The following is a 21,773-nucleotide window of genomic DNA, read 5'->3' on the forward strand; positions in this document are numbered from 1 at the left end:
TTACGCCTCCCTTACCGTAAGCTCGGCCATTTGTGTCTCGTTCACGCTGCTGCCGATATGAATACGGAATAGTCCCGGTTCAACCACGGGTTTCAAATGCCGTCCGATATATTGCAGCTGCTCCGCACCAACACGGAATTCTATCGTTTGCGTCTCACCAGGTGCCAGATTCACTTTTGTGAATCCTTTCAGCTCTTTGGCCGGCCGAGTCATCTGGCTGACCACATCGGTGATGTACATCTGTACGACTTCTGCGCCACTACGCTGGCCTGTATTGGTCACATTCACCGATACCGTAACTGATTCGCCAGCTGTCATGGATGCCCTGCTGACTTTCGGCTCGCTGTATTCAAAAGTCGTATAGCTAAGTCCATATCCGAACGAATAACGAGGCTCCAGATCCTCTTCGAGATAACGCTTGCCACGGGAACGTTTACCGTTGTAATAGACAGGTAACTGACCGACATGCTTCGGAATGGAAATCGTCAATTTGCCCGATGGATTCACATCGCCAAATAGAATGTCTGCAATGGCATGCCCGCCCTCTTGACCCGGATACCATGCCTCCAGAATGGCATCTGCATGTTCGTCTACCCAAGGTTCGGTGATGGGGCGACCATTGATGTAAACAACGATCAGCTTTTTGCCGAGCTTATGAATCTCCTGAATGAGTTCCAGCTGTACTCCTGCAAGCCCCAACGTCATACGGTCGATGCCTTCGCCGCATTCCATGTCGTTCCATGAATGATCCGATACATTGGATGCCCCGGTCTTCAGATCGATCGTTCCTTCACCAAAATCGCGGGCACTTGAACCGCCAACCACCATGATGATGGTATCGGCCTTGCCTGCGATCTCCATGGCATGCTCGAAGCCCTCTCTGGAATCGCCTTTGATTCGGCAACCTGGTGCATAAAGCACCTCAGGTACAGCTTCATCCCCCGCGAGCTTGGAGCGAATACCATCCAGTACGGTTGCCACTTTGGATTTGGGCTGCGGTGATGTATAGTCACCGAGCTGATTGTAGGCATGATCCGCATTCGGGCCAATGACTGCAATTTGCCCAGCTCCTGTAATGGATAGCGGGAGAGCCGATTGCTCATTTTTGAGCAGAACCACTCCTTCTGCTGCCAATTGACGTGCCAGCTGGATATGCTGCTCACTGCCAATTACTTCTGCGGCCCGATCAGCGTCCACATAAGGCTGCTCAAACAAGCCCAGTTTAAATTTCAATGCCAGTACGCGGCTGACAGCCTGGTCCAAAACCTGCACATCAAGCTTGCCTTCCGAAACAGCCTGCACCAGATACTGTCCAAACATCTCACCGGACATCTCCATATCGATGCCTGCCTGAATGGCCTGCACAGATGCATCGAGCCCATCCGCTGCAACATCATGCCCGCCTGCCAGCATGTTGATTGCGCCGCAGTCCGTAATGACCAGACCCTCAAAGCCCCAGTCTTCACGTAAAACATGATCCAGCAATTCCGTATTTACCGTACAAGGTGTGCCATCAATTTCGTTATACGCAGGCATAATGGATGCTGCCCCAGCTTCAACCGCCTTTCGGAATGGATACAGATCCACTTCCAGCAATTCACGCCAGCCCATGTGTACAGGTCCTGCATTGCGTCCGCCTTCCGAACTGCCGTAACCGACAAAATGCTTCAGCGTTGCAGCAACCGCATCATCCCGGTCAAGACTTTCCCCCTGAAGTCCTTCGACAGAAGCTGCCGCCAGTTCCCCAATGAGATACGGATCTTCGCCAAAGCATTCCTCGGTACGTCCCCAGCGCGGATCACGCACGACATCGAGTACCGGAGAATACGTAACCGCTCCACCCTGGGCACGCGTTTCCCTGGCTACGGCCTGGCACATCTCTCGGTATAGGTCCACATTCCAGGTGCTGCCGAGCAGCAGCGGTACCGGATATACCGTTCCGTCAATGGCCATATGACCGTGAGAGCACTCCTCCCCAATCAGGATTGGAATTCCCAGTCGGGAATGCTCCACAGCATGACGCTGAATCAGGTTGACGGCTTCCGCACCTTCTCTCGCGGATAGGCCATTTTCAAGTGTAACGCCAGTCCAGGGATCAGCCCGAAGGGCACCATAGAGTGAGCCGACGCCGCAGTTTTCCACCTGCTCTTTGAAGGAATCATTCAGCGTGATATTTCCCTTGTCATTCGTATAGGTCTGCCAGCCAAAAGGCTGGATGAGCTGGCCTACCTTCTCTTCCGTAGTCATCAGGCCAAGCAGGTGCTGCACCCGTACTTCGACGGGCTTGCTTTTGTCCTTGTATGTCATCATCCTGAAACTCTCCAATCCTATAGAGTAATTCGGTTACTCCTTCACCGCTCCAACCGTCAGACCTTGTACGAAATAGCGCTGGAAGAACGGGTAGGCAAATATAATCGGCAGCGTTGCAAGCACAACCATCGCCATCCGGGAAGTATCCTGCGGAATGGACTGCATAGCTGCCAGACTCATGGAGCTGTTGGCGGAGTTCTGCTGAATAAACTGAATGCTGGACTCGATCCGCATCAGCATGGATTGCAGCGGTACCAGGTTGGGATTATCAATGTATAAGAGTGCGTTGAACCAGTCATTCCAGTAACCCAGTGTACTGAACAACCCGATTGTTGCCAGCCCCGGCAGGGACAATGGAATTACAATTTTCATAAAGGTATAAAACTCTCCGGCGCCATCAATTCTTGCGGATTCAATAACCGCATCCGGCACACTCGTGGAGTAGAACGTACGCAGAATCATAATATAGAAGGCATTCATCGCCAGCGGCAGAATCAGTGCCCACACGGTATCTTTCAATCCAAGCAGCTGGGATACGACCATATAGGTCGGGATCATCCCGCCGTTGAACAGCATCGTCAAAATGGCAAACACGGAGAAAAATCTCCGATATCTGAAGCTCTTGCGGGAAATGGCATAGGCATACAGGGACATGAGGATCAAACTGATGATTGTCCCGAGTACCGTGACCAGAATGGTGACCCCATACGCACGCAGCAGTGTATCACCGCTCTGCCAGACAAATTGATATGCCGCGAGACTCCATTCCGCGGGAATCAGGCGGTACCCGTCACGGGCCAATGCCTTTTCGTCCGTAAACGAGATGATGACGACAAATATAAAAGGAAACACACAGATCAGAGCGAAAAGTCCGGCCATGATATTCATGATGATGTTCCAGCCGCTGGATACATGATGGAAATCGCGTTTTTTTACGAGTTGAGCCACAGTGGTTCACTCCTTTCCCTTGTCCTAAAATAAGCTGCTATCTTTATCGATCTTGCGTACCACATAGTTGGAGATGATAACCAGTACAAAGCCCACAACCGATTGATACAATCCGGCAGCGGTACTCATGCCAATCTCACCGCTCGTTTTCAAACCGCGATATACATACGTGTCAATGACATTCGTAACGGAATAGAGCGTACCCGAATCCCTCGGCACTTGATAGAAGAGACCAAAGTCCGCGTAGAAAATCCGGCCTACAGCCAGAAGTGTCATAATCGTGATGATTGGGGATAGCAATGGGATCGTAATGTTGCGAATCTGCTGCCATTTGCTCGCACCGTCAATCATTGCAGCTTCATAGAGCGAACGGTCAATGCCCAGTATCGATGCCAGATAGACGATACTGTTGTAGCCGATCGTTTTCCAAAGTGCGACGAAAATCAGAATGTACGGCCAATACTTGGCTTCCGAATACCACTGGATCGGTTCCATCCCGAACCAGCCGATGATCTGATTCAACATTCCCCGGTCCATGCTCAGGAAACTGAACACAAAGTAACCTACAATGACCCAGGAGAGGAAATACGGGAGAAACATCCCGGTTTGATATATTTTGGCGAGCCGTTTATTAATAAGCTCCGAGAGCAGAATGGCCAAACCTACGGCGAACACTAACCCCAGGAATATGATGGCGATGTTATACAGAAGTGTATTTCGGGTAATCAGCAGCGCGTCATTGTTGCTGAACAGGAATTTGAAATTGTCCCAGCCCACCCATTCGCTCTTCGCAAGACTGGCCCAGAAGCCCTCACGACTAAAGCGATATTCCTTGAATGCCGCTACAGTACCCACCAGGGGCAGATAAGAGAAGAAGAAGAACCAGATGGCGCCAGGCAGCACCATGAACAGCATGACTCGGTTTTTTATCAGATTTTTCAAAAATGCAGTCATTGGGATATCCTCCTTCAAGCTTGAATGAAAAAAAGGATCGGACGCTACATGCAGCCGCCCGATCCTACGAATGTAACCTTACTTATTTTCCGCTCTCCAGGCATCAAGCTGGCTTTGGGCTTCAGCCATTACCTTCTCAAGACCGGCTTGATTGAACTTCTCAATGACCTGATCCAAGTTGGTCGCCGGGTCCAGCGTACCAGTCATCAATGCGGCCCAGTATTGTTCTTTCACGTTTTGTACAGCTGTCAATTCAGTAGACACGTTGCTTGCATCAAAGTTGAAGCTGAGGATTGGGGAGTTCACGCCTTCAGCATTAAATTTCTTGAACTCATCCCATTTGTTGTCCGGATCGTTGTTGTTCAGATAGAGCAGCATGTTGTTACCAAGGGAATACGAAGGCATGTCATAGTTCTTCGATTCAGCCAGGTTTTCCATGTGTGTATCGTCCACTTTTTTGTAGTGAGTACCCTCGATACCGGAGTCAACCATATTGCGCAGCACTGGATCCGTATTGAGCAGGTTCAGGAATTCCATTGCTTTTTCCGGGTACTCGGAGTTGGCGGAGATCGCCATGATGGATCCTTGTACAGAAGTGTTTGTGATGATTGCATCACTTGCCGGAGTGGAAACGACAGGATATCCATAACTTGCAGACCATTGATTGTCAGCCAGCGGTTGAGTCTGTGCGCGATCCAGGAACCAGTTGCCCGATGTCGTCAGGTCGTTGGTTGATCCTGTTGTTGCTGCCTCTGCAGACACGTAGCCAGCTTTGTAATATTTGTTCATCGTTGTGAGTGCTTCCTTCATTTCAGGAGTCTCCAGGATGTTCACGAGCTTGTAATCCGTTGTATCCAGTTTGATTGCCATAGGCAAATTTTGAATGACATAGTCGTAAGGAACGTAAGGGACATAGTTTTTATCCATCGCAAACGGCGTCACACTTGGCTCATTTTCCTTGATTGTTTTGAGCAAAGGTTCGAGACTGTCCAAGGTGCGGATATTGGAGATGTCCAGGTTGTACTTATCGAGCAGTGTTTTGTTGAAGCGCCATACTTCTTGCTGCGGCAGTTCCTTGTTGGCCGGAATACCGTAGTTATGACCATCGACTTTGGAACCGCTGAGGAATGCCGGGTCAATCGTGTCCATCAGATCCTTGCCATATTTGGGGAGCAGTTCATCCAACTCCAGGAACGCACCTTTTCTGGCATTCTGAACATAGTCGAAGCCGCCCGAAGAGGTGAACAGAATGTCCATAGGCTCACCGGAAGCCACATTCACCTGCATCTTTTGAGGATAGTCACCCCAATCGACCATTTTCATGGTTACGGTAGCATTGATTTTTTCCTTGGTATACTTGCTGACTTCTTCCATGACCTTGTTCACATCTTTTTGCGGGGTACCGATGGTGTACCAGATCAGTTCGACTGAATCATCTCCAGCCCCGCCGGATTCCGAAGCACTCTCGCTTCCACCGCAGGCACTAAGTACAAGTGTAACGGCCATTAATAATGCCAGGACGAGAGAAAAACTTTTTCTTTTTTTAAGCATTGTTTAGATCCTCCCTTTTCGTTTTCCCTTAAGCACTAACGAACTAACTGCTATAACCTTATCGAATGAAAGCATTTTCAAAAAGAAGATAAACTTAAGTTTTCGGGGTACAAATTAAAGAGATATTCTCCCTGACTCTTGTTTTTGTCCCTGATTTAATAAATCGCTTACATGAAAGAGACATGCCGGGTGACATCTGGCATTGAACTCTTCCAATGCCACTGCTGTTCCCGAAATGTCTCTTATACGTTGAGTCCGCAGATGGAATCTTCCCGTCACCGAATTAGTTGAAAACCTTGAAATCGGTCGGTGAAATGCCTACATATTTGCGGAATTGCTTATAAAAATATCCTGTCTCCCAATATCCAACGTTTCTTGCGATCTCATGCACCTTCAGATTGGAACTGCGCAGCTGTTCCTTGGCACGCTCGATCCGGTATTTATTGATGTACTCGGCAAAGGTCTCTCCTGTCTCCTTATGAAACAGCTGTCCAAGATACACAGGATGCAGATGATAATGAGCCCCCAGCAGCTTGAGGGAAAGCTCTTCTGCGTAATGCTTCTCGATATGCTGGAGCACTTGGCTCACAATCGGGTTTTTCAGATCCTGAAGCAGAGATTCGATCGTCTCGCTCCCCACTTGCTGAAGGGCCTGCACCAGTTCGGCAAAGGTACTGCTGTCCAGCACCCGCCTTAACCCCTGTTGGTAAATGACAGACTCATCCGTATGCTTAATGCTCTCCAGCTCCATTTTGAAACGAATAACCAATTCGAGCGCCGTATGCTGCAGTTCCACAGGAGTCATCCCATCGCGATACTGTTCAAAATCCGTTTGAATTCGTTCTGAAAGCTGTTCGGTATTGCGGGATAACATCAGCTTGGCATATTCCTTCCAGTCGAAGGAGAAACGACTGCCAGCACTGCTTCCCGTTTCAAGAATTGCATGATCGATCACTTTAAGATCCGGGTAGATCATTACATACTGCAGGGCACGCTTGGCTTCTTTGTAACTCGCGGGTGCCTGATGAATGCCCTTCGCCATGCCCCCCATACCAATATAAACTGACGGGTGTGCTTCAGAGATCTGCCGGGATAAACAGGTGACGCAATCCATAAACATCTGTCTATTGACCTGCTGCTCGTCCACACTCGCGATCATGACGATATCGCCATCCAAATCATGAAAAGTACTTACATAAGGCTTGTCCGCAAGTAAACGCTGCACTTGATCAAATATGCCCGGCTCTTCTCCCTTCGTACGGAGGATGGCAATGCCATAGCAAGGACCATCGAGTGTAAGATTCATGAATAGAGAGCGTTCTTCGAACTCCGCCGTTGCGATCTGTCCCGTCAACCATCGATGAAGAATGTTGTCCTTCAAAATTTGAATGCCGTAGGCATCATAACTTGTTTTGGCTGGCGCTTGATCCAGCTTGGAGGCCGTGTTTCGCAGCGTTGATTCCAGCTCTTCCACATTGATCGGCTTGAGCAGATAATTTTCGATCCCCAGCTGCATCGCTTCCTTCAAGTATTCGAACTCATTGAATCCGCTGAGAATAATCACTTTAAGGTCAGGCTGGACACGTCTTGCTTCCCGAATCAGATCCAGTCCATTCATAATGGGCATCGAAATATCCGTGATCAGAATGTCGACAGGTTGGGCAGACAGCGCTTGAAGCGCCGCCTGGCCGTTGCCGGCATGGTTTACAATTTCCATTCCAAATGAAGACCAATCCACTATGTCGTATAATCCTTCAATGATGAACGGCTCATCGTCCACAATAAACACGTTGTACATGCTAAACACCTGTCCCTTCCGTATGAGGATAACGCACCCTGATCAGGGTTCCTTCTCCAAGCGTACTCTCTATCGTCATTCCAAACTCCGGTCCATACAGGTACCGCAGACGACTGTGCACACTGCGCAGCCCAAACATTTGTCCTGATTCCTCCGGACGATCGAGCTCTTCACGAATTTCAGCCAATCTGGCAGGATCAATGCCTTTGCCATTATCTCTGACTTCCACCTGCAGCACATCGCCAATCTCCTCCACCACAATGGACAACTTGTTATCCGAGCGTTCCGTCTGGATGCCGTGCACGACATAGTTTTCAATGATCGGCTGCAGGGACAGCTTGACCACAGGATGTTGATTATGCACAGGATCCAATTGAATCGTATAGGTGAAGATATCCTTATAACGGATTCGAAAGAGTTCCAGATATAGACGGCAAGCCTCCATCTCATCCTTCAATGTATAGTTTTTCTTCTGCTGAACAAGGCTCTTGAAGAGCACGGATAAGCTGTAGATCATCTCCCCAACATCCCTTGCCCCTTGGGAAATGGCTCTCATACGAATCACTTCAAGCGTGTTATAGAGAAAATGAGGATTAATTCTGGCCTGCAGAGCAACCAGCTCCGTCTCCTTTTGTTTGATCTCGGCCTTGTACACCCGCTCAATATACAGATTAAGTTCGTCCAGCATATCGTTAAAGCTGTGCGAGATCTGCCCCAGCTCATCGTCACGGGTATCGTCAATTCGTGCACTCAGATTGCCATACTTCACCTTCTGCGTAAATCGGATAATTCTCCGGGTCCGCTTCGCAAAATTAATGATAAAAAACGCCGGAACGAGCACAGCAAACAGGGTACTTATGATGCTAATTGAAATAATGGTATTCCGAATACCTGCATAGGCCTCAGCCATCTCTTCCACAGGAACCGTGGCTACAATCACATAGCCCTGGTCTGCGGAGACAAACTTGTTTACATACATGTTTTTTTCCTTTTTCATCGAGTCCATATCGGTCTGATCGAATAGCGAATCTGCTACTTCAACATAAGGATACTTCTTGCCGTAATAGTTGCTGCTGGAGTCAAATAACACGTTACCTTTGGCCGACAGTACCACGATTTCTCCCTTAAAGTTGCTCTCATAACTATCAAGCGCATTTCCAATGCCTGCTGAGTCAAAAAAAACGAGAAACTGCCCCAGATTCCGCAGCGTCTGTGTATTGTTGATGGGAACACGAATCGCGTACAGGTCCGGGCTCCATTCATTGATCTCTTTGCGAATCCAGTAGTTGGGTGCACTGATATTAGGCGTCTCCATGGCCATCACGTCTGGAATATAGGAATGGGCAGCACTCGTGTCCAGCTTCTTGAACTGCTTATTGGGGCTGAACATGGACATGTCCTGGCGCTCTGCACTATATAACATCAACTGATGGATGTCCGCATTTCGATCCATAATATTCTGGAAATGTTTCAGTACATCTGCGGAATAGTCATCCTGATTGGCGTAATATCCATTGGTCAGATGCTGGACATAATCTGCATAGGTGTGGCTCATCAGATAGGAGATATTGGCTGACAGTGCCTCGTTCTGATGCATATCTCTCACCATATTTTGCACGGACTCATACTGCTGATGAATATATCGGTCCACACTTTCCATCGCAGCCTTTTGGATAGCCAGCTCACGGCGGATGGTAGAATCGGACACCGATAGAAAAATGATATACGACAGCGTAATAATCGTCACAATCGAAATCATCGAGAAAATAAACAGCATTTTCATAAACATATTATTTTTGAAGAAATTATTGTAAACGCTAACAATTTTCAAATCGCATGTTCCCCCCGATGCGGTTGTCCTGTCTGAATTATATCATTTGCCTTCTGACATTAACTTCCCACCTTGAACTTTTCTTTAGTTTATACCTGCCTTTCTTTAATTTCGCCCTATTTGAAAATGCTTTCATGCTCTATCGTTAACCATAAGTTTATATTTGTGTAAACGAATACCTTACATTCAGTCCACTTGAAGGAGGAACAGCATGACACGCAAACTTAAACCGAAAGGCATCATTCCCAAGGTAACTGCACTGGCCATTACATCAGCTCTGGTCGGTCAGTTGGTCGCCTCATCTGTCTATGCGGGAGATACACTTCCCTACACAGGTGAAAGTGCCAAAGGCGCCAATCAGCCCTATCAGCATGGCTACACCTCGGCACAGATTCTGAATTGGACACCCGAGAGTGACATCTATGGAGAACTGCTTCGTGCACATGTACCACTGCAGCCGCGTAATGATGCCTTTGCCGCCACGCAGGCCTACCCCGAACTTAGCCCGGATACCCAGCTCTTTACGATGAGTGGTGATTACGGCAATGCGTTCTTCGACAGTACCCCTTATACGAACGAATTTAGCCAGTATCTGTTCAATTATTGGCAATATACAGACTATTACAGCTACTGGCATGGCATGGCTTCTGCGGGAGTGCCAGAAGAGCTGTATGACCCGAATAAGGAGTGGACAGAGCGATATTTCGAGTTCGGTATTCTGAACATTCCGAACCCGGCTTACACCAATGCCGCGCATAAAAATGGCGTTCGTTCCATTGCCAACATTTTCTTCTCCGATAATGACCGTGGTCCTCAAACGTACAAGCAGATGCTCGTACAGGATGAAGACGGAAATTTCCCGGTCGCTGTCAAATTGGCCGAGATGGCCAAATACTACAATTATGATGGCTACTTCTTCAATCAGGAAGAGGTAGCGAGGGGCGTTGCCCCTGAAGACATTCCTTCCTACAAAAAATTCATGCAATATTTAAGAGATCAGGGTCTCTATGTTCAGTGGTATGACTCTACCATTAATACGACGGGAGAGATTCAATACCAGAATGAGTTCAATGAACTCAACAGCCCTTTCGTACAAGATACGGCTCTCGGCAGAGTTTCGGATTCCATTTTCCTGAACTATGTCTGGAACCATGAGATGCTGCAGGATTCACGTGATCATGCCATCAGCCTTGGACTGGATCCGCTTGAAACGGTCTTTGCCGGCGTTGAAGGCGGTCATGACCGGTTTGGTCGGTGGAAACAGCTCTATGACCTGCGCAACAATCTGGATGAGAACGGCCAGCCGATGAACAGCATAGCAACGCTGGGTGCAGATTTTACCCACAATGCCCTTGATGAAGAGATGGGCGATGGAAGCACCAATCACCGGGCTGAAGACGAATATCAGTGGATGACCTTTGTGCGCGATCGTGCGTGGTGGTCCGGACCGAATCAGGACCCTACCGAAGCCCGCCGCAATGCATCGGTTGATCTGTCGGATGTCTATGCTTCCGGCGCCAATTGGGACGGCATAGCTGCCTACCTTACGGAACGTTCCGTCGTTCATGGTTCAAACTTTGCTACGAACTTCAATACCGGACATGGTCTGCAATATTATGAAAACGGAAAAGTATCCAATGATACCGAATGGTCCAACATCAACATCCAGGACATCCCTGTCACCTGGCAGTGGTGGATGGATAGTGAAGGGGATAAGCTGAGTGTTGATTTTGACTATGGCCCAACCTATGAAAAAGGTGCCCGTTACCAGTACGATTCCATTGGGGCCTTCAATGGCGGCAGTTCTCTTGTCGTTAACGGTGATCTGAACGCGGAGAACTTCCTGCGTCTGTACAAAACAGATCTGTCCGTTAATGCGAAGTCTACATTGGAACTCACGTATAACAAACCATCGAAGAGCGATACGTCCACCCTGCAAGTCGGTTTAATACTGGAAAATGATCCTTCCCATGTGGTCAAAGTCAATGTTCCGAATTCAGGCAAACAAACGAAAGGCTGGACAACAGCTTCCCTGGATTTGAGTGCTTATGCGGGCCAAAACATTGCCGCTTTCGGACTGGTATTTGACCCTAATGGGAAAACAATTGAAGATTATCAGATGAACATCGGTGAACTCCGTATCTTCGATGGATCTGCGGCCAAGCCAGATGCTCCTACAGGTTTCCACATCGCCAAGTCTCTGACCAATACAGATGAACTCGTGGTGGAATGGGATATGGAAGACTATTCGAAGGTTAAGCAATACAACTTATATGAAAATGAATCCTATGTTGGCGGAATATATGATTCCACCTATTACATCAAATCTTTGAAAAATCGTTCTGGTAAGCTATCTATTCGTGCCGTGGGCGCAGATGGCCGTGAGAGCGAGCCTGCCACCCTGTCCTATAATTTGGATGCGGCCGTTCAGGATATTCAAGTGAAATTTAACAAACAGGGCGACGCCACGGTCAGCTGGAAATACCCTAAGAAAACCAAAGGCAAGGAAGCGATCGAGCTCACCCTGCAAACGGAATATACGAATAAACCTTTCACAAAGACCGTTCAGGTCAAGAAAGGAAAATCTTCAGCTGTCTTGACGGGATTGCCAACGAATGGCGAACACTACGTGCTCAACATTGCCATAGGCAAGCAACAACCTGTCACAGCTACTGGACAACTGGCTGATCATCAGATTACACCATACGCGAAGGAAAAGGTCACGGTAAATGATGGAAAATACACCCTTGCCCTGCCTGATCTGGAGGACTGGTACAAGATCTATGTTTACGAAAATGAAGTGCCTCGCGAATTCGGGGTGACTTACGTTACGCAAAAATTCCCGTATATTATCCGGGGAAGAACCAAGCTGAGTGAGATGACCTTCACACCAGCTTCCAGCAGCAGCTCGCTCAAGCTCGTGATCGAAGATTATGCCGGCAATAAAGCAACCACCATCTTAAGATAGACGATTTCAGCAATCAGCCCTTTCCACTTTCAACAGAAGGCGGAGAGGGCTCAATTCATAGAATGAGATATGTACATGGCGCTATTCGTAGATAAACGCAAGCAGCAAAAAGGCGAGCCTCCTTTAATTAGGGGACTCGCCTTGGGTCTTTTCTATAACAAGAAATTTTATGAAGTTCCTTTTTGCTTGCTCGCCTGCATCTGCTGGGCAAATCTCATCATCTCTTCGAACTCTTCCTCGGATACTCCATCGCTTTCAGCGGCAACATCCTGAACAATCGGGATTTCGGGTTTGGCTTTGGCTCCTTTGCCGTATGTACGGGAACGGGTTCCGGCTGCTCCAGCAGCCTGCTTGCCTTTTACCTTGGCCTGGTCACGAATATATTGGACTGCCTTCTCATATGAATTAACCTGCTTCAGCAGCATATTGGAGGCGATCGCTTCAACGAAATTACGGTTAATCCGCTGTTCTCCGCCAGACACCAGAAGCTGCATCAAATAATGGATAAGAACATTAATGACTTCACCAGGCAGCTTATAGCTCAGATCAATTTTCTCAAAGATATCGACCAGATTATCCGGTACGGCTCCTGGGAAAAACGTCTGCAAAAGCCGTGTATATGGTTCGTTACGAAGCATCATATTGTATTGATGAATATCGCATTTGGTTGCAAACTGCGGTGGAACCTCCACATAGTATTCCATCTGCACCACATGCTCCACTGGCGGTTCCCCGGAATCGCTCTGCTGCTCAGGCTCGTCCAGATGCTGCCTCAGGGCGACTACTTTGGCTGCCTGTACGGTTTGCTGTTCCTGACGTTTCTTCGTCTGGCGGAACTGCAAGCTTGCCTTGTGCTGAAGATCATCCAACATGAGCTGTCCTTGCGGACTGAAGATATCATCCTCATCCAGTAAACGGCACACGTCCTGCACACTGAGATTGAACTTGTTCACCACATAATTCACAATGCCCAGCTGCTCATGATCAAATCTTAGCTTTTCCACATGACGACGGTTCACTGACTCGCGCGGAAAACGCAAAATAATGTCGGCGTAGTTCAACGTAAGCTCTTCTGCCGCAACACTTGTCCCACTCCGCTGTGCGGATGTGGATACTTCCGAAAGCGCCTGCTCCAGCTCGTAATCTATAACATGTGTATTCAGTTCGAATATATCGTAAAAAGGAACCGAAATATTTTCTTTGCTCGCTGCAGGATAAGGTGCGTCTCCGTTCTCTACTGCCGAAAATCCCGAACGCAGGGACAGAACAGCAAACTTGCCAATCTTGTCACGAAGCAGCAGTGTCAAATGCTGTGTGCGGAAAAATTCTGCCGGTGACAGCGGTGGCTGCAGCTCATATTCATAGATGTAATCATCATTCTCCGGAATGTAAAGGCGTGATGTCTGAAGCAATCCGACCGCTTCCAGCTTGGAAGCCTGCTCCACCAAATACTTGCGGCCCTTCTCACTTGGCTCGAGTCCAAGTGTCATGAACAACTTTCGCTGCTGTTCAAGGGGTGAGTAACCGACCTGTTCACCGGGAAGATGCTGAAACAACAGCCGATACAAGCCAATCGCGAAAGCACCTACCATGGGCTGATATGCTCCGGTAAGCATACGGTCGTCCAGAGCACTAAGTCCAAACTCCCTGTATACGCAGTAGCGATGATGTTCAGTATAATGCAGCAAATTCTTCATGCGCATGGCTTGATCTCCTTCTCCCCAAAAGTGTGTTTATCTATTCTATCATAAATGCCTGATCTTCAAATGTTCAAAAACAGGTAAAAAGATGGCCTGTTCTCGCTCCGTTTCGTCCTAGGTCGACAGCATTCACGTTTTCGCAGAGTTGCTAGAATACTATAAAAGCTCCAGCCATATAAAACAAGTGAAACTATTTAGAAATGGTTATCCACATGTGTATGCAGCTCAGCGGTTCGATTATGTCTATTTTCATTACATATGACAAAAAGCCCTCCCTTTGCTCGCGTAAGCGGTTACGAGAAAGGCAAGACTCTTTGTTTCAATTCCATGGCAGTCAGGGCAGGATATGAAGCTCAGCCGGTTAAAACATTTTATATCCGCCCAGTCGAAGTTTGCGAATGGTCCAACCACTGATGATTGCGCCTGCGAGCCCAGCCACACCGGTCAGATAATCGACGATCTGGAACGAGCCCAGATGGGTCATCAGTGAAGCCGTGTGATCCCATAAGGAATACACCACGACAGGCAGGATCACAATGATGAACAGGTAAGAAGGAAACCAGGTCGTCTTCATCAACATATTCAGAATGAAACCGATCCCAAACATCATCACGAAAAATAACACCATTAATACCAGCACAGGTATAAACTGCATCGGGTGACATTCACCTCTTCTTATGAACTCAGGGCTTATTTAGCAAAACTTATTGTATTTTCTTCTCTGGCTAGTAGATAGTGTACCGCAAAAAATGTGGCGAAGCAACGAACTTTCTGGATAAATCCTCCTATATTCATGTTCTCTTCATTTGCCCTTGTGCTTGATGTTGGGATACAATGTAAACGATATAGTTTTTCTTAACCGTCCCTCATGGGATTTGGAAATATAAACTGCAGGAGGAACAGAAACCAATGAACGAAGCCGCATCAACACTGGAGGGCTGGTATGCCCTGCATGACTTCCGCTCGATTAACTGGGCCGCTTGGAAAGCAGCCGATGACGAGGAACGTGCCGTAGCACTGGACGAGCTTCAGGAGTTTTGGAAAGAATGGAAGGAAGTCGAAGATTCCTCCAAAGGAAGCACTGTGGTCTATACTGTAGTTGGCCAAAAAGCTGACCTCGTGATGATGCACCTACGCGAAACCCTTGAGGACCTCAAGGCCGTAGAGAACGCATTCAACAAAACGATGTTTGCCCAATACACGACCAAATCGTATTCCTACGTCAGCGTCGTGGAACTGAGCAACTATCTTGGCAAAGAAGGCGAAGATCCGATGCAAAACCCGGAAATCGTCGCACGTCTTAAGCCGGTTCTGCCACAGCGTCAGTACATCTGCTTCTACCCAATGAACAAAAAACGCGACCTCGCCGACAACTGGTACATGCTGTCCATGGATGAACGCCGCAGCATGATGCGCAGCCACGGCATGATTGGTCGCAGCTATGCCGGTAAAGTGAAACAGATCATTACCGGATCCGTAGGTTTCGACGATTGGGAATGGGGCGTTACCCTGTTTGCAGACGATGCACTCCAGTTCAAAAAACTGGTTTACGAAATGCGGTTTGATGAAGTTAGCGCACGTTATGGCGAATTCGGTTCGTTCTATGTGGGAAGCCTGCTGGGCGAAGGTTCGCTGGAAGACATGTTGAAACTGTAAGTTAAACAAAAAGCACCGATGATATTCCCCAAGGGGAACTGAAGTGCACCCCTTAGAATAGACATTGGAAAAACCCCTAGGTTTAGCCGATGAAATTCTAGGGGGTGCAATTTTTTATGGCGATTAAAGGACAAAAGTATAAAACGTATTCGGAGAAGATAAAAAAAGAGGCTATCCGTTTGCATACGGTTGAGGGGTGGACTTACCGAAAGATCAATGAACATTTGGGAATTCATGACCCAGGACGAATGAAGCGCTGGATGCGAAAACACCGGGAACAAGGCGAGTTTGGATTGTTGGATCAGCGAGGTCGACGGAAAGAATACTTGGATCAAGAACGCTATGTGCAAAAACTGAAACGGGAGAATGAGTTGCTAAAAAAGTGCTTGGTCATCTGGAAGGAGGAAGCAAACAAGAAAGATTTCAAATCATGGAAAAGGTAGCCGAATACGGTGACATCCAAAAACTCTGCCATGTGTTTGGGGTGTCTCGGAGTGGATTTTATGCCTATATAAAACGTAAACGATTGGATCGCGATGCAAAGGCGAAGAAACAAGTGCTTCAAACGTTCCAACGATATCAAGGCAAGTATGGCTATCGACAGCTCCAGTTATTCCTTTGGCAGGATCAAGGCATTTGGATGAACCACAAGAAGGTCCTCCGCCTCATGCAAAGGCTCGGTATCCAATCTCGAATTCGTCGTAAACGGCGCTTCAGCAGTTCGTATGTACCTGCTCAGCGCGTAGCAGATAATCACTTGAAACGGGACTTCAGTGCAGAAAAACCCAATCAGAAATGGGTAACGGACATTACCCAGTATCGTGTGGGCGAGCGCTGGGTATATCTTTCAGCCATAAAGGATCTGTTTAATAACGAAATTGTGGCTTACGAAATAGGCGAACGCAACGACAATGAACTAGTGCTCCGCACATTCAGAAAAGCGTTTGCGAAGCAAAAAGACGTGACCGGACTGGTCGTTCACAGCGACCAAGGGTTCCAGTACACGTCTCTTGCTTACCACGACATGCTGCCAAAGGTTGGCGCCCGAATCAGCATGTCTCGGCGAGGAAATTGTTATGACAATGCCTCGATGGAGAGTTTCTTCTCGCATCTCAAAACGGAAGGACTCTATCCTTATCATATCCGAACAGTTGCCGAAGCACAAAGAAAAATTGAAACATATATCCGCTTTTATAACCGAAAACGGCCACAACGGAAACTAAAAAAACTGACGCCGGTAGAGTACCGACGCCAGTTTGCAGCCTAGGGTCTTTTTTTAATGTCTACTAAATGGGGTCTTGACCAAACGTCACCGGTGCTTTTTTTATGGTATTCATTTTATTCAGAAATGTTCAAACTCCGAATTAATCCCGGTCTTCTTCTTCTTCCAATGCCTTGAGCGATTCCAGAAACTCGGCCGTGGCCCGGTCACGATCCCGTCCCTTTTCCTTCAACCGCTCAATTGCAGGCAGGATAAGAATGTCCACTTCCTTTTGCACAATATAAGCCAGGTCATACTGGTTCTGCTCCTCCAGATAACCACCTACCTGCATCAGGGCGTTATAACGATCCAGCTCATCACGTGTAAGCAGGCCGCGAACTTGAACACTGCAATGTCTCATCCAAAAAACCGCCCCTTCTTCAGCACAAGCGGTATTCCACCGATGATGAACAAATACCGGAGATCCACCAGTTTCTTCAGCTGGGCAGCTTTCCAGCCCTTGTATTTTTTACCGCCAACGACAGCAATGGCCTCCCCTTTACCGAGCGAAGCAACCGTTCCCTTGCTGGTAAACACAAAGGGCTGTGGCTGTTTTTTGCGAATGGCAGCGACAACGTTTTTGGCGCAGTTCACACCTTGCTGCATGGCAATCTGGGCTGTTGGTGGATATGGACGTCCTTCCCCGTTAAATACGAGTGAATTGTCACCAATAACATAGACATGCTCATGTCCCGGAGCTCGCAGATATTCGTCCACTTTTACCCGGCCGCGCATCACTTCAAGTCCAGCCTGTTCAAGCAGCGCGTTACCGCGGATTCCACCGGTCCATACCACCGTGGCAGCATCAATTTTTTCACCTTCACCCACAATGACACCATCCGGCAAACATTGCTTGATCGGAACACCAATTTTGAAGGTTACGCCTTTCTTCTTCAGCACATTCATTGCATGCTCTACCAGCTCCGGATCGAAGCCTGGCAGGGCTGAAGGCGCTGCCTCTACATTGTAGATATGCACATTTTTCGGATTTACGTCGAATTCCTTGCACAACTGCGGAATGCGGTCAGCAAGCTCCGCCACAAACTCAACTCCGCTAAAACCTGCCCCGCCCACTACAAAGCGTATGCGGTTACGTTTATTATCGTTTTTGTACATGGCAAACTGATATTCGATATGCTCACGAATGAGTCGTACCGAGTTGATGCTGCGAATGGTCATGGCATGATCCAGCATGCCTGGAATACCGAAGGTTTCCGGTTCACCGCCAAGTCCAATAATCAGGTAGTCGTAGGATAACGTTCCATCTTCCAAAATGACCTTACGGTCCTGAAGACGAATTTCCTTCACCGACGACTTGACCAAATCAATCTTGAATTCATCAATCAGCTTGGAAATCGGCACCCTCGCATGCTCAATCGAATCCGTACCGGCTGCTGGCATATGTAGGTGTGTTGTAATATAGTGATAATCATGCCGATTCACCAATGTGACGTCGGCTTCATTATAATTTAATTCCTTCTGCAGCCGCTGGGCTGTTAAAATCCCGCCATAGCCCGCGCCGAGAATGACGATTTTGGGAATGCTGCTCATGTCTTAACCCCTTCCGGTTTCACTCACATCATCTACTTTTACAACATTTTTATCTTCATTCGGGTAGCATACTTCAGCTGTACTTACTACAAAATATGGATGAGGTCTTATCCATATGACGACAAATGTTAACTTCACGAATTTATTTGAATATTTTGTATGTACATGTCCAATTAAAGTTGTGAAATTATACACAAGAATCAACAAATTACAGGTCTTGTCTTGGTTTTACAAATTGGCTTTTATTTAGACAAAAAAACACATAGTACAGGTCAAGAATATCTGTATTTCTGGTAAATATCAAGGTTTTTTTTGTTATTTTTCATAACCTTTCATTTCCAATTTCATCCTATTCTCACCTGATCTTCATCAATTGTTCCCATGTTAGTCCGGTTACCAACTTTGCAACCCAGTTTACACCGTTTATAATGAGAAAGACAGTTCAGCAACAAACGCTGGCTACATGAGGTATCCGGCTACATTATTTCTGTTAACTACCTATTAAAATAAGAAAGGTGTTGTTGATTCTTGACTGCACAAACTGCCGGTCATGACATGACCGATTTACTTATTATTGGTGGCGGCCCTGCGGGTCTGTTTGCCGCATTTTACGGAGGGATGCGTCAGGCATCCGTTACTCTGGTTGAAAGCATGCCACAGCTTGGTGGACAATTGGCTGCGCTGTATCCTGAAAAATATATTTATGACGTTGCAGGGTTCCCCAAAGTGACGGCTCAGGAATTGGTAAACAACCTGATTGAGCAGATGAGCCACTTTAACCCGAATATTCGTCTGGAGGAAAAAGTCGTATCCGTTGAAAAACTGGACGAGCGTCATTTCATCGTCAAAACCGATGTGAACGAATATCATGCCAAAGCCGTAATCATTACTGCCGGTATTGGTGCCTTCGAACCACGTCGCCTGGAACTTGAAGGTGCAGCCAAGTTCGAAAAATCGAACCTGCATTACTTCATCAGTGATCTGAACGCCTTTGCTGGCAAAAAAGTACTCATCAGTGGTGGCGGTGACTCTGCCGTAGACTGGGCACTTATGCTCGAGCCAATCGCAGAACAAGTAACCCTGATCCACCGTCGTGACAAATTCCGTGCACATGAGCACAGTGTGGAGAACCTGATGAATTCCAAAGTCAACGTGGTTACACCTACGGAGATTACGGAGCTGCACGGGGATGACGCTATTACCAAAGTCACGCTGTCACACGTCAAAACCAAAGAAACACAAGAAATTGACGTCGATGCCGTGATCGTCAACTTTGGATTCGTATCATCGCTCGGGCCTATTGCCGAGTGGGGTATTGAAATTGATAGCAACTCCATCGTTGTTGACTCCCGTATGGAAACATCCATTCCAGGCATTTTTGCTGCCGGAGATATTACAACATACCCAGGCAAGCTGAAGCTGATTGCTGTTGGATTCGGTGAAGCACCAACCGCTGTTAACAATGCGAAGGTATACTTCGACCCGGATGCGAAGTTGTCCCCAGGACACAGCAGTAACATGAAACGATAGTTTTAAGCGAATCACATAAAAGGTACAAAAAAGGGTATCTTACTCCTGAACATTCAATATCAGGAGGGATACCCTTGTCTTATATATGCCCGCTGTGTAACGGTCTGGTTGTACCGGAGCAGGCTTGTCCCCACTGCCTTCAGGGACTGTCAGAATGCGGCAAATTGGAAGATTACACCGGACCGTACAGCCCCTATTCGTTACAGACTTCCATGATAGAGGAAGACGGAAACGAAAACGGTTGCATGCATATGTTGTACTGTCACCATTGTCATACAAGCACCCTCTGGTCTGTAGCACAATGGGACATGTCCGGAAACCTGTAACATTGCCTGCAATGAGGATCTCTAGTGAAGAATGGCAGATACGTCGGTACCCAGTTTGCGCTTATGGATTTCTGCCAATAGCAGTGCGATGAAATCTCTCTCGAGATTAAGCTCAATCGCCTTATGGTAGGAATCCAATAACATCTCATCGGATAACATAGCCATTTCCCGCCACAACCTTTCCTTTTTTTTCCTCAAAACTATCATATCAGAGATTTATAAAGAGAACAAGCGTTCTGTTATCCACAAGGTTTTGTGGAAATCCTGTGCATAGGTTGTTGATAAATGGTAAAAATGTTGATTAAGCAACGTGGATAATGTGGACATTACTTATGCACAGGATCGTAACGTTTCTATTAGAACGAATGCTAGAAATTTTTTTTTAGCTTCAACTCATAGTTTTAAGACGTTTCCGTGTAAATTACCCATTTTATTTTCATTTCAAACGTTTTCCAAAAATATTTTCTCTATAATATTTATCGGCGTAATCTTGGTTTTTTTTATATTTTTCCACTATTTTTATTGGGGTCTGGTGTTCACTTCCAAAATCCATATCTTCCCGGAGTGATCGAGCCCATAATCGAACCCGAGTTGACCTACACCTGGAAACTGCCTTTCCATAATCTGAGTGCATGTCAACGTCAATGAACGCATCTCTCGACGTTTGTGTCTGGTAGATATATGAGGGAGGGATAAACCAAGGGCCCTTCTGCCCTGCAGCATCGTCCCGCCTTTGCTCAGATTGGTTACACACAAACCGGGACGAGCCAAACGCCCTACCATGGAACGGAAAACCCAGCCTCGCTCGGTTTTGACGACTTTTACCCTGTAATCCACAGGCCTGCCTTGTATCGTTGCCAAATGAATTCCCTGTTGGATCAGGTATCTCCGTCTGACTTTAATCCGTACCAGCGATCGATACATCTGGCCATAGTTGGTAAATGTACGTGTAACTTTCATATGCGTATAGCGGTAGTTCCCTCCGCTCGTGGATACCCTGATAACACCATAACCTCCGCCACCGACTACAGGTTTGATATACACCATTCCATAACGGCTGAGCATGTGCAGCAGATTTCTAGAATTAAATGCCATCGTCTGCGGGATATGGACAGCAGCTACCGGATATTTCAATAGCGCTGCCGTCTTCAGCCATTTGCTTGCAAGCTGTCTTGACATGGGTTAATCTCCTTTCCTGAACAATGGTCCTTCCATATACATACTCAACAGAAGCCGTCCCCTCTTGGATGTCTGTCCAAGGCGGTTGCCCCTTTTCCGTAAGAAGTGTCTATAGGCTTGTTTATAGAAAGGCACACACGCCTGGTTCACTTTTCAAACGCATCAATCTGTCGTATGCTACTAAGGAATGTAATGGAAAGGCTTAAATAT

At 47.3% G+C, this 21,773-nt stretch carries 18 protein-coding genes; 6 read left to right on the plus strand and 12 right to left on the minus strand.

Annotated elements, in window-relative coordinates; all coding sequences use genetic code 11:
• The 6 genes from F4V51_RS23800 to F4V51_RS23825 form a co-directional block, all read right to left on the minus strand.
• Positions 1-2,310: a glycoside hydrolase family 3 N-terminal domain-containing protein gene (locus tag F4V51_RS23800; protein WP_201281169.1), complete on the minus strand. Its 2,310-nt coding sequence runs from the start codon at positions 2,308-2,310 to the stop codon at positions 1-3.
• 33 nt (positions 2,311-2,343) lie between these two features.
• Positions 2,344-3,198 carry a carbohydrate ABC transporter permease gene (locus F4V51_RS23805; protein ID WP_217506623.1) on the minus strand — a complete coding sequence of 285 codons (855 nt, stop codon included), beginning with the start codon at positions 3,196-3,198 and terminating at the stop codon, positions 2,344-2,346.
• 84 nt (positions 3,199-3,282) lie between these two features.
• Positions 3,283-4,212, minus strand: coding sequence for an ABC transporter permease (locus F4V51_RS23810; protein WP_095292071.1), 930 nt, complete (start codon positions 4,210-4,212; stop codon positions 3,283-3,285).
• A gap of 78 nt (positions 4,213-4,290) precedes the next feature.
• On the minus strand, positions 4,291-5,763 hold the full coding sequence (locus F4V51_RS23815) for an ABC transporter substrate-binding protein (RefSeq protein WP_127538935.1): 1,473 nt from the start codon (positions 5,761-5,763) through the stop codon (positions 4,291-4,293).
• A gap of 283 nt (positions 5,764-6,046) precedes the next feature.
• On the minus strand, positions 6,047-7,561 hold the full coding sequence (locus F4V51_RS23820) for a response regulator transcription factor (RefSeq protein ID WP_153979878.1): 1,515 nt from the start codon (positions 7,559-7,561) through the stop codon (positions 6,047-6,049).
• Between the two features lies 1 nt (position 7,562).
• A complete protein-coding gene (locus tag F4V51_RS23825; RefSeq protein WP_167301710.1) occupies positions 7,563-9,392 on the minus strand; it encodes a sensor histidine kinase in 1,830 nt (609 codons plus the stop codon).
• 211 nt (positions 9,393-9,603) lie between these two features.
• Between F4V51_RS23825 and F4V51_RS23830 the strand changes: the two genes are divergently transcribed.
• Positions 9,604-12,360 carry an endo-beta-N-acetylglucosaminidase gene (locus F4V51_RS23830; RefSeq protein ID WP_153979879.1) on the plus strand — a complete coding sequence of 919 codons (2,757 nt, stop codon included), beginning with the start codon at positions 9,604-9,606 and terminating at the stop codon, positions 12,358-12,360.
• A 167-nt stretch (positions 12,361-12,527) separates the two neighbouring features.
• On the opposite strand, the gene F4V51_RS23835 is transcribed toward F4V51_RS23830, so the two are convergent.
• The gene (locus F4V51_RS23835; protein ID WP_095361280.1) at positions 12,528-14,063 is read right to left on the minus strand and encodes a replication initiation and membrane attachment family protein; all 1,536 of its coding nucleotides are present in this window, start codon (positions 14,061-14,063) and stop codon (positions 12,528-12,530) included.
• A 358-nt stretch (positions 14,064-14,421) separates the two neighbouring features.
• Entirely contained in the window at positions 14,422-14,715 is a 294-nt protein-coding gene (locus F4V51_RS23840) for a YuiB family protein (RefSeq protein WP_095292079.1), read from the minus strand.
• A gap of 254 nt (positions 14,716-14,969) precedes the next feature.
• Between F4V51_RS23840 and hemQ the strand changes: the two genes are divergently transcribed.
• The 3 genes from hemQ to F4V51_RS23855 all read left to right on the plus strand — a co-directional run bounded on the left by hemQ (position 14,970) and on the right by F4V51_RS23855 (position 16,983).
• Positions 14,970-15,716: a hydrogen peroxide-dependent heme synthase gene (hemQ, locus tag F4V51_RS23845; RefSeq protein WP_153979880.1), complete on the plus strand. Its 747-nt coding sequence runs from the start codon at positions 14,970-14,972 to the stop codon at positions 15,714-15,716.
• Positions 15,717-15,832: 116 nt separating this feature from the next.
• Positions 15,833-16,159 carry a transposase gene (locus F4V51_RS23850; protein ID WP_236146635.1) on the plus strand — a complete coding sequence of 109 codons (327 nt, stop codon included), beginning with the start codon at positions 15,833-15,835 and terminating at the stop codon, positions 16,157-16,159.
• A complete protein-coding gene (locus F4V51_RS23855) occupies positions 16,147-16,983 on the plus strand; it encodes an IS3 family transposase (protein ID WP_236146636.1) in 837 nt (278 codons plus the stop codon). Before F4V51_RS23850 ends, F4V51_RS23855 begins: the two co-directional genes overlap by 13 nt.
• A 97-nt stretch (positions 16,984-17,080) precedes the next feature.
• On the opposite strand, the gene F4V51_RS23860 is transcribed toward F4V51_RS23855, so the two are convergent.
• Together F4V51_RS23860 and F4V51_RS23865 are read right to left on the minus strand one after the other, a co-directional pair.
• Complete coding sequence (locus F4V51_RS23860) at positions 17,081-17,338, minus strand: hypothetical protein (protein WP_095292082.1); 258 nt, start codon at positions 17,336-17,338, stop codon at positions 17,081-17,083.
• Positions 17,335-18,528, minus strand: a complete 1,194-nt coding sequence (locus F4V51_RS23865) for an NAD(P)/FAD-dependent oxidoreductase (protein ID WP_095361277.1) — start codon at positions 18,526-18,528, stop codon at positions 17,335-17,337. The genes F4V51_RS23860 and F4V51_RS23865 overlap by 4 nt, the downstream gene beginning before the upstream one ends.
• Before the next feature lie 555 nt (positions 18,529-19,083).
• Here F4V51_RS23865 and F4V51_RS23870 point away from each other — a divergent pair.
• Together F4V51_RS23870 and F4V51_RS23875 are read left to right on the plus strand one after the other, a co-directional pair.
• Positions 19,084-20,058 carry an NAD(P)/FAD-dependent oxidoreductase gene (locus tag F4V51_RS23870; protein WP_236146841.1) on the plus strand — a complete coding sequence of 325 codons (975 nt, stop codon included), beginning with the start codon at positions 19,084-19,086 and terminating at the stop codon, positions 20,056-20,058.
• Between the two features lie 74 nt (positions 20,059-20,132).
• A complete protein-coding gene (locus tag F4V51_RS23875; protein ID WP_153979883.1) occupies positions 20,133-20,384 on the plus strand; it encodes a hypothetical protein in 252 nt (83 codons plus the stop codon).
• A 21-nt stretch (positions 20,385-20,405) separates the two neighbouring features.
• Here the strand turns inward: F4V51_RS23875 and F4V51_RS23880 are convergent, their stop codons facing one another.
• Together F4V51_RS23880 and F4V51_RS23885 are read right to left on the minus strand one after the other, a co-directional pair.
• The gene (locus tag F4V51_RS23880) at positions 20,406-20,549 is read right to left on the minus strand and encodes a sporulation histidine kinase inhibitor Sda (protein WP_017692430.1); all 144 of its coding nucleotides are present in this window, start codon (positions 20,547-20,549) and stop codon (positions 20,406-20,408) included.
• Between the two features lie 354 nt (positions 20,550-20,903).
• Entirely contained in the window at positions 20,904-21,563 is a 660-nt protein-coding gene (locus tag F4V51_RS23885) for a YheC/YheD family protein (protein ID WP_153979884.1), read from the minus strand.
• Positions 21,564-21,773: the final 210 nt, after the last annotated feature.

This window comes from Paenibacillus xylanilyticus (genome assembly GCF_009664365.1).
Taxonomy (GTDB): Bacteria; Bacillota; Bacilli; order Paenibacillales; family Paenibacillaceae; genus Paenibacillus; species Paenibacillus xylanilyticus_A.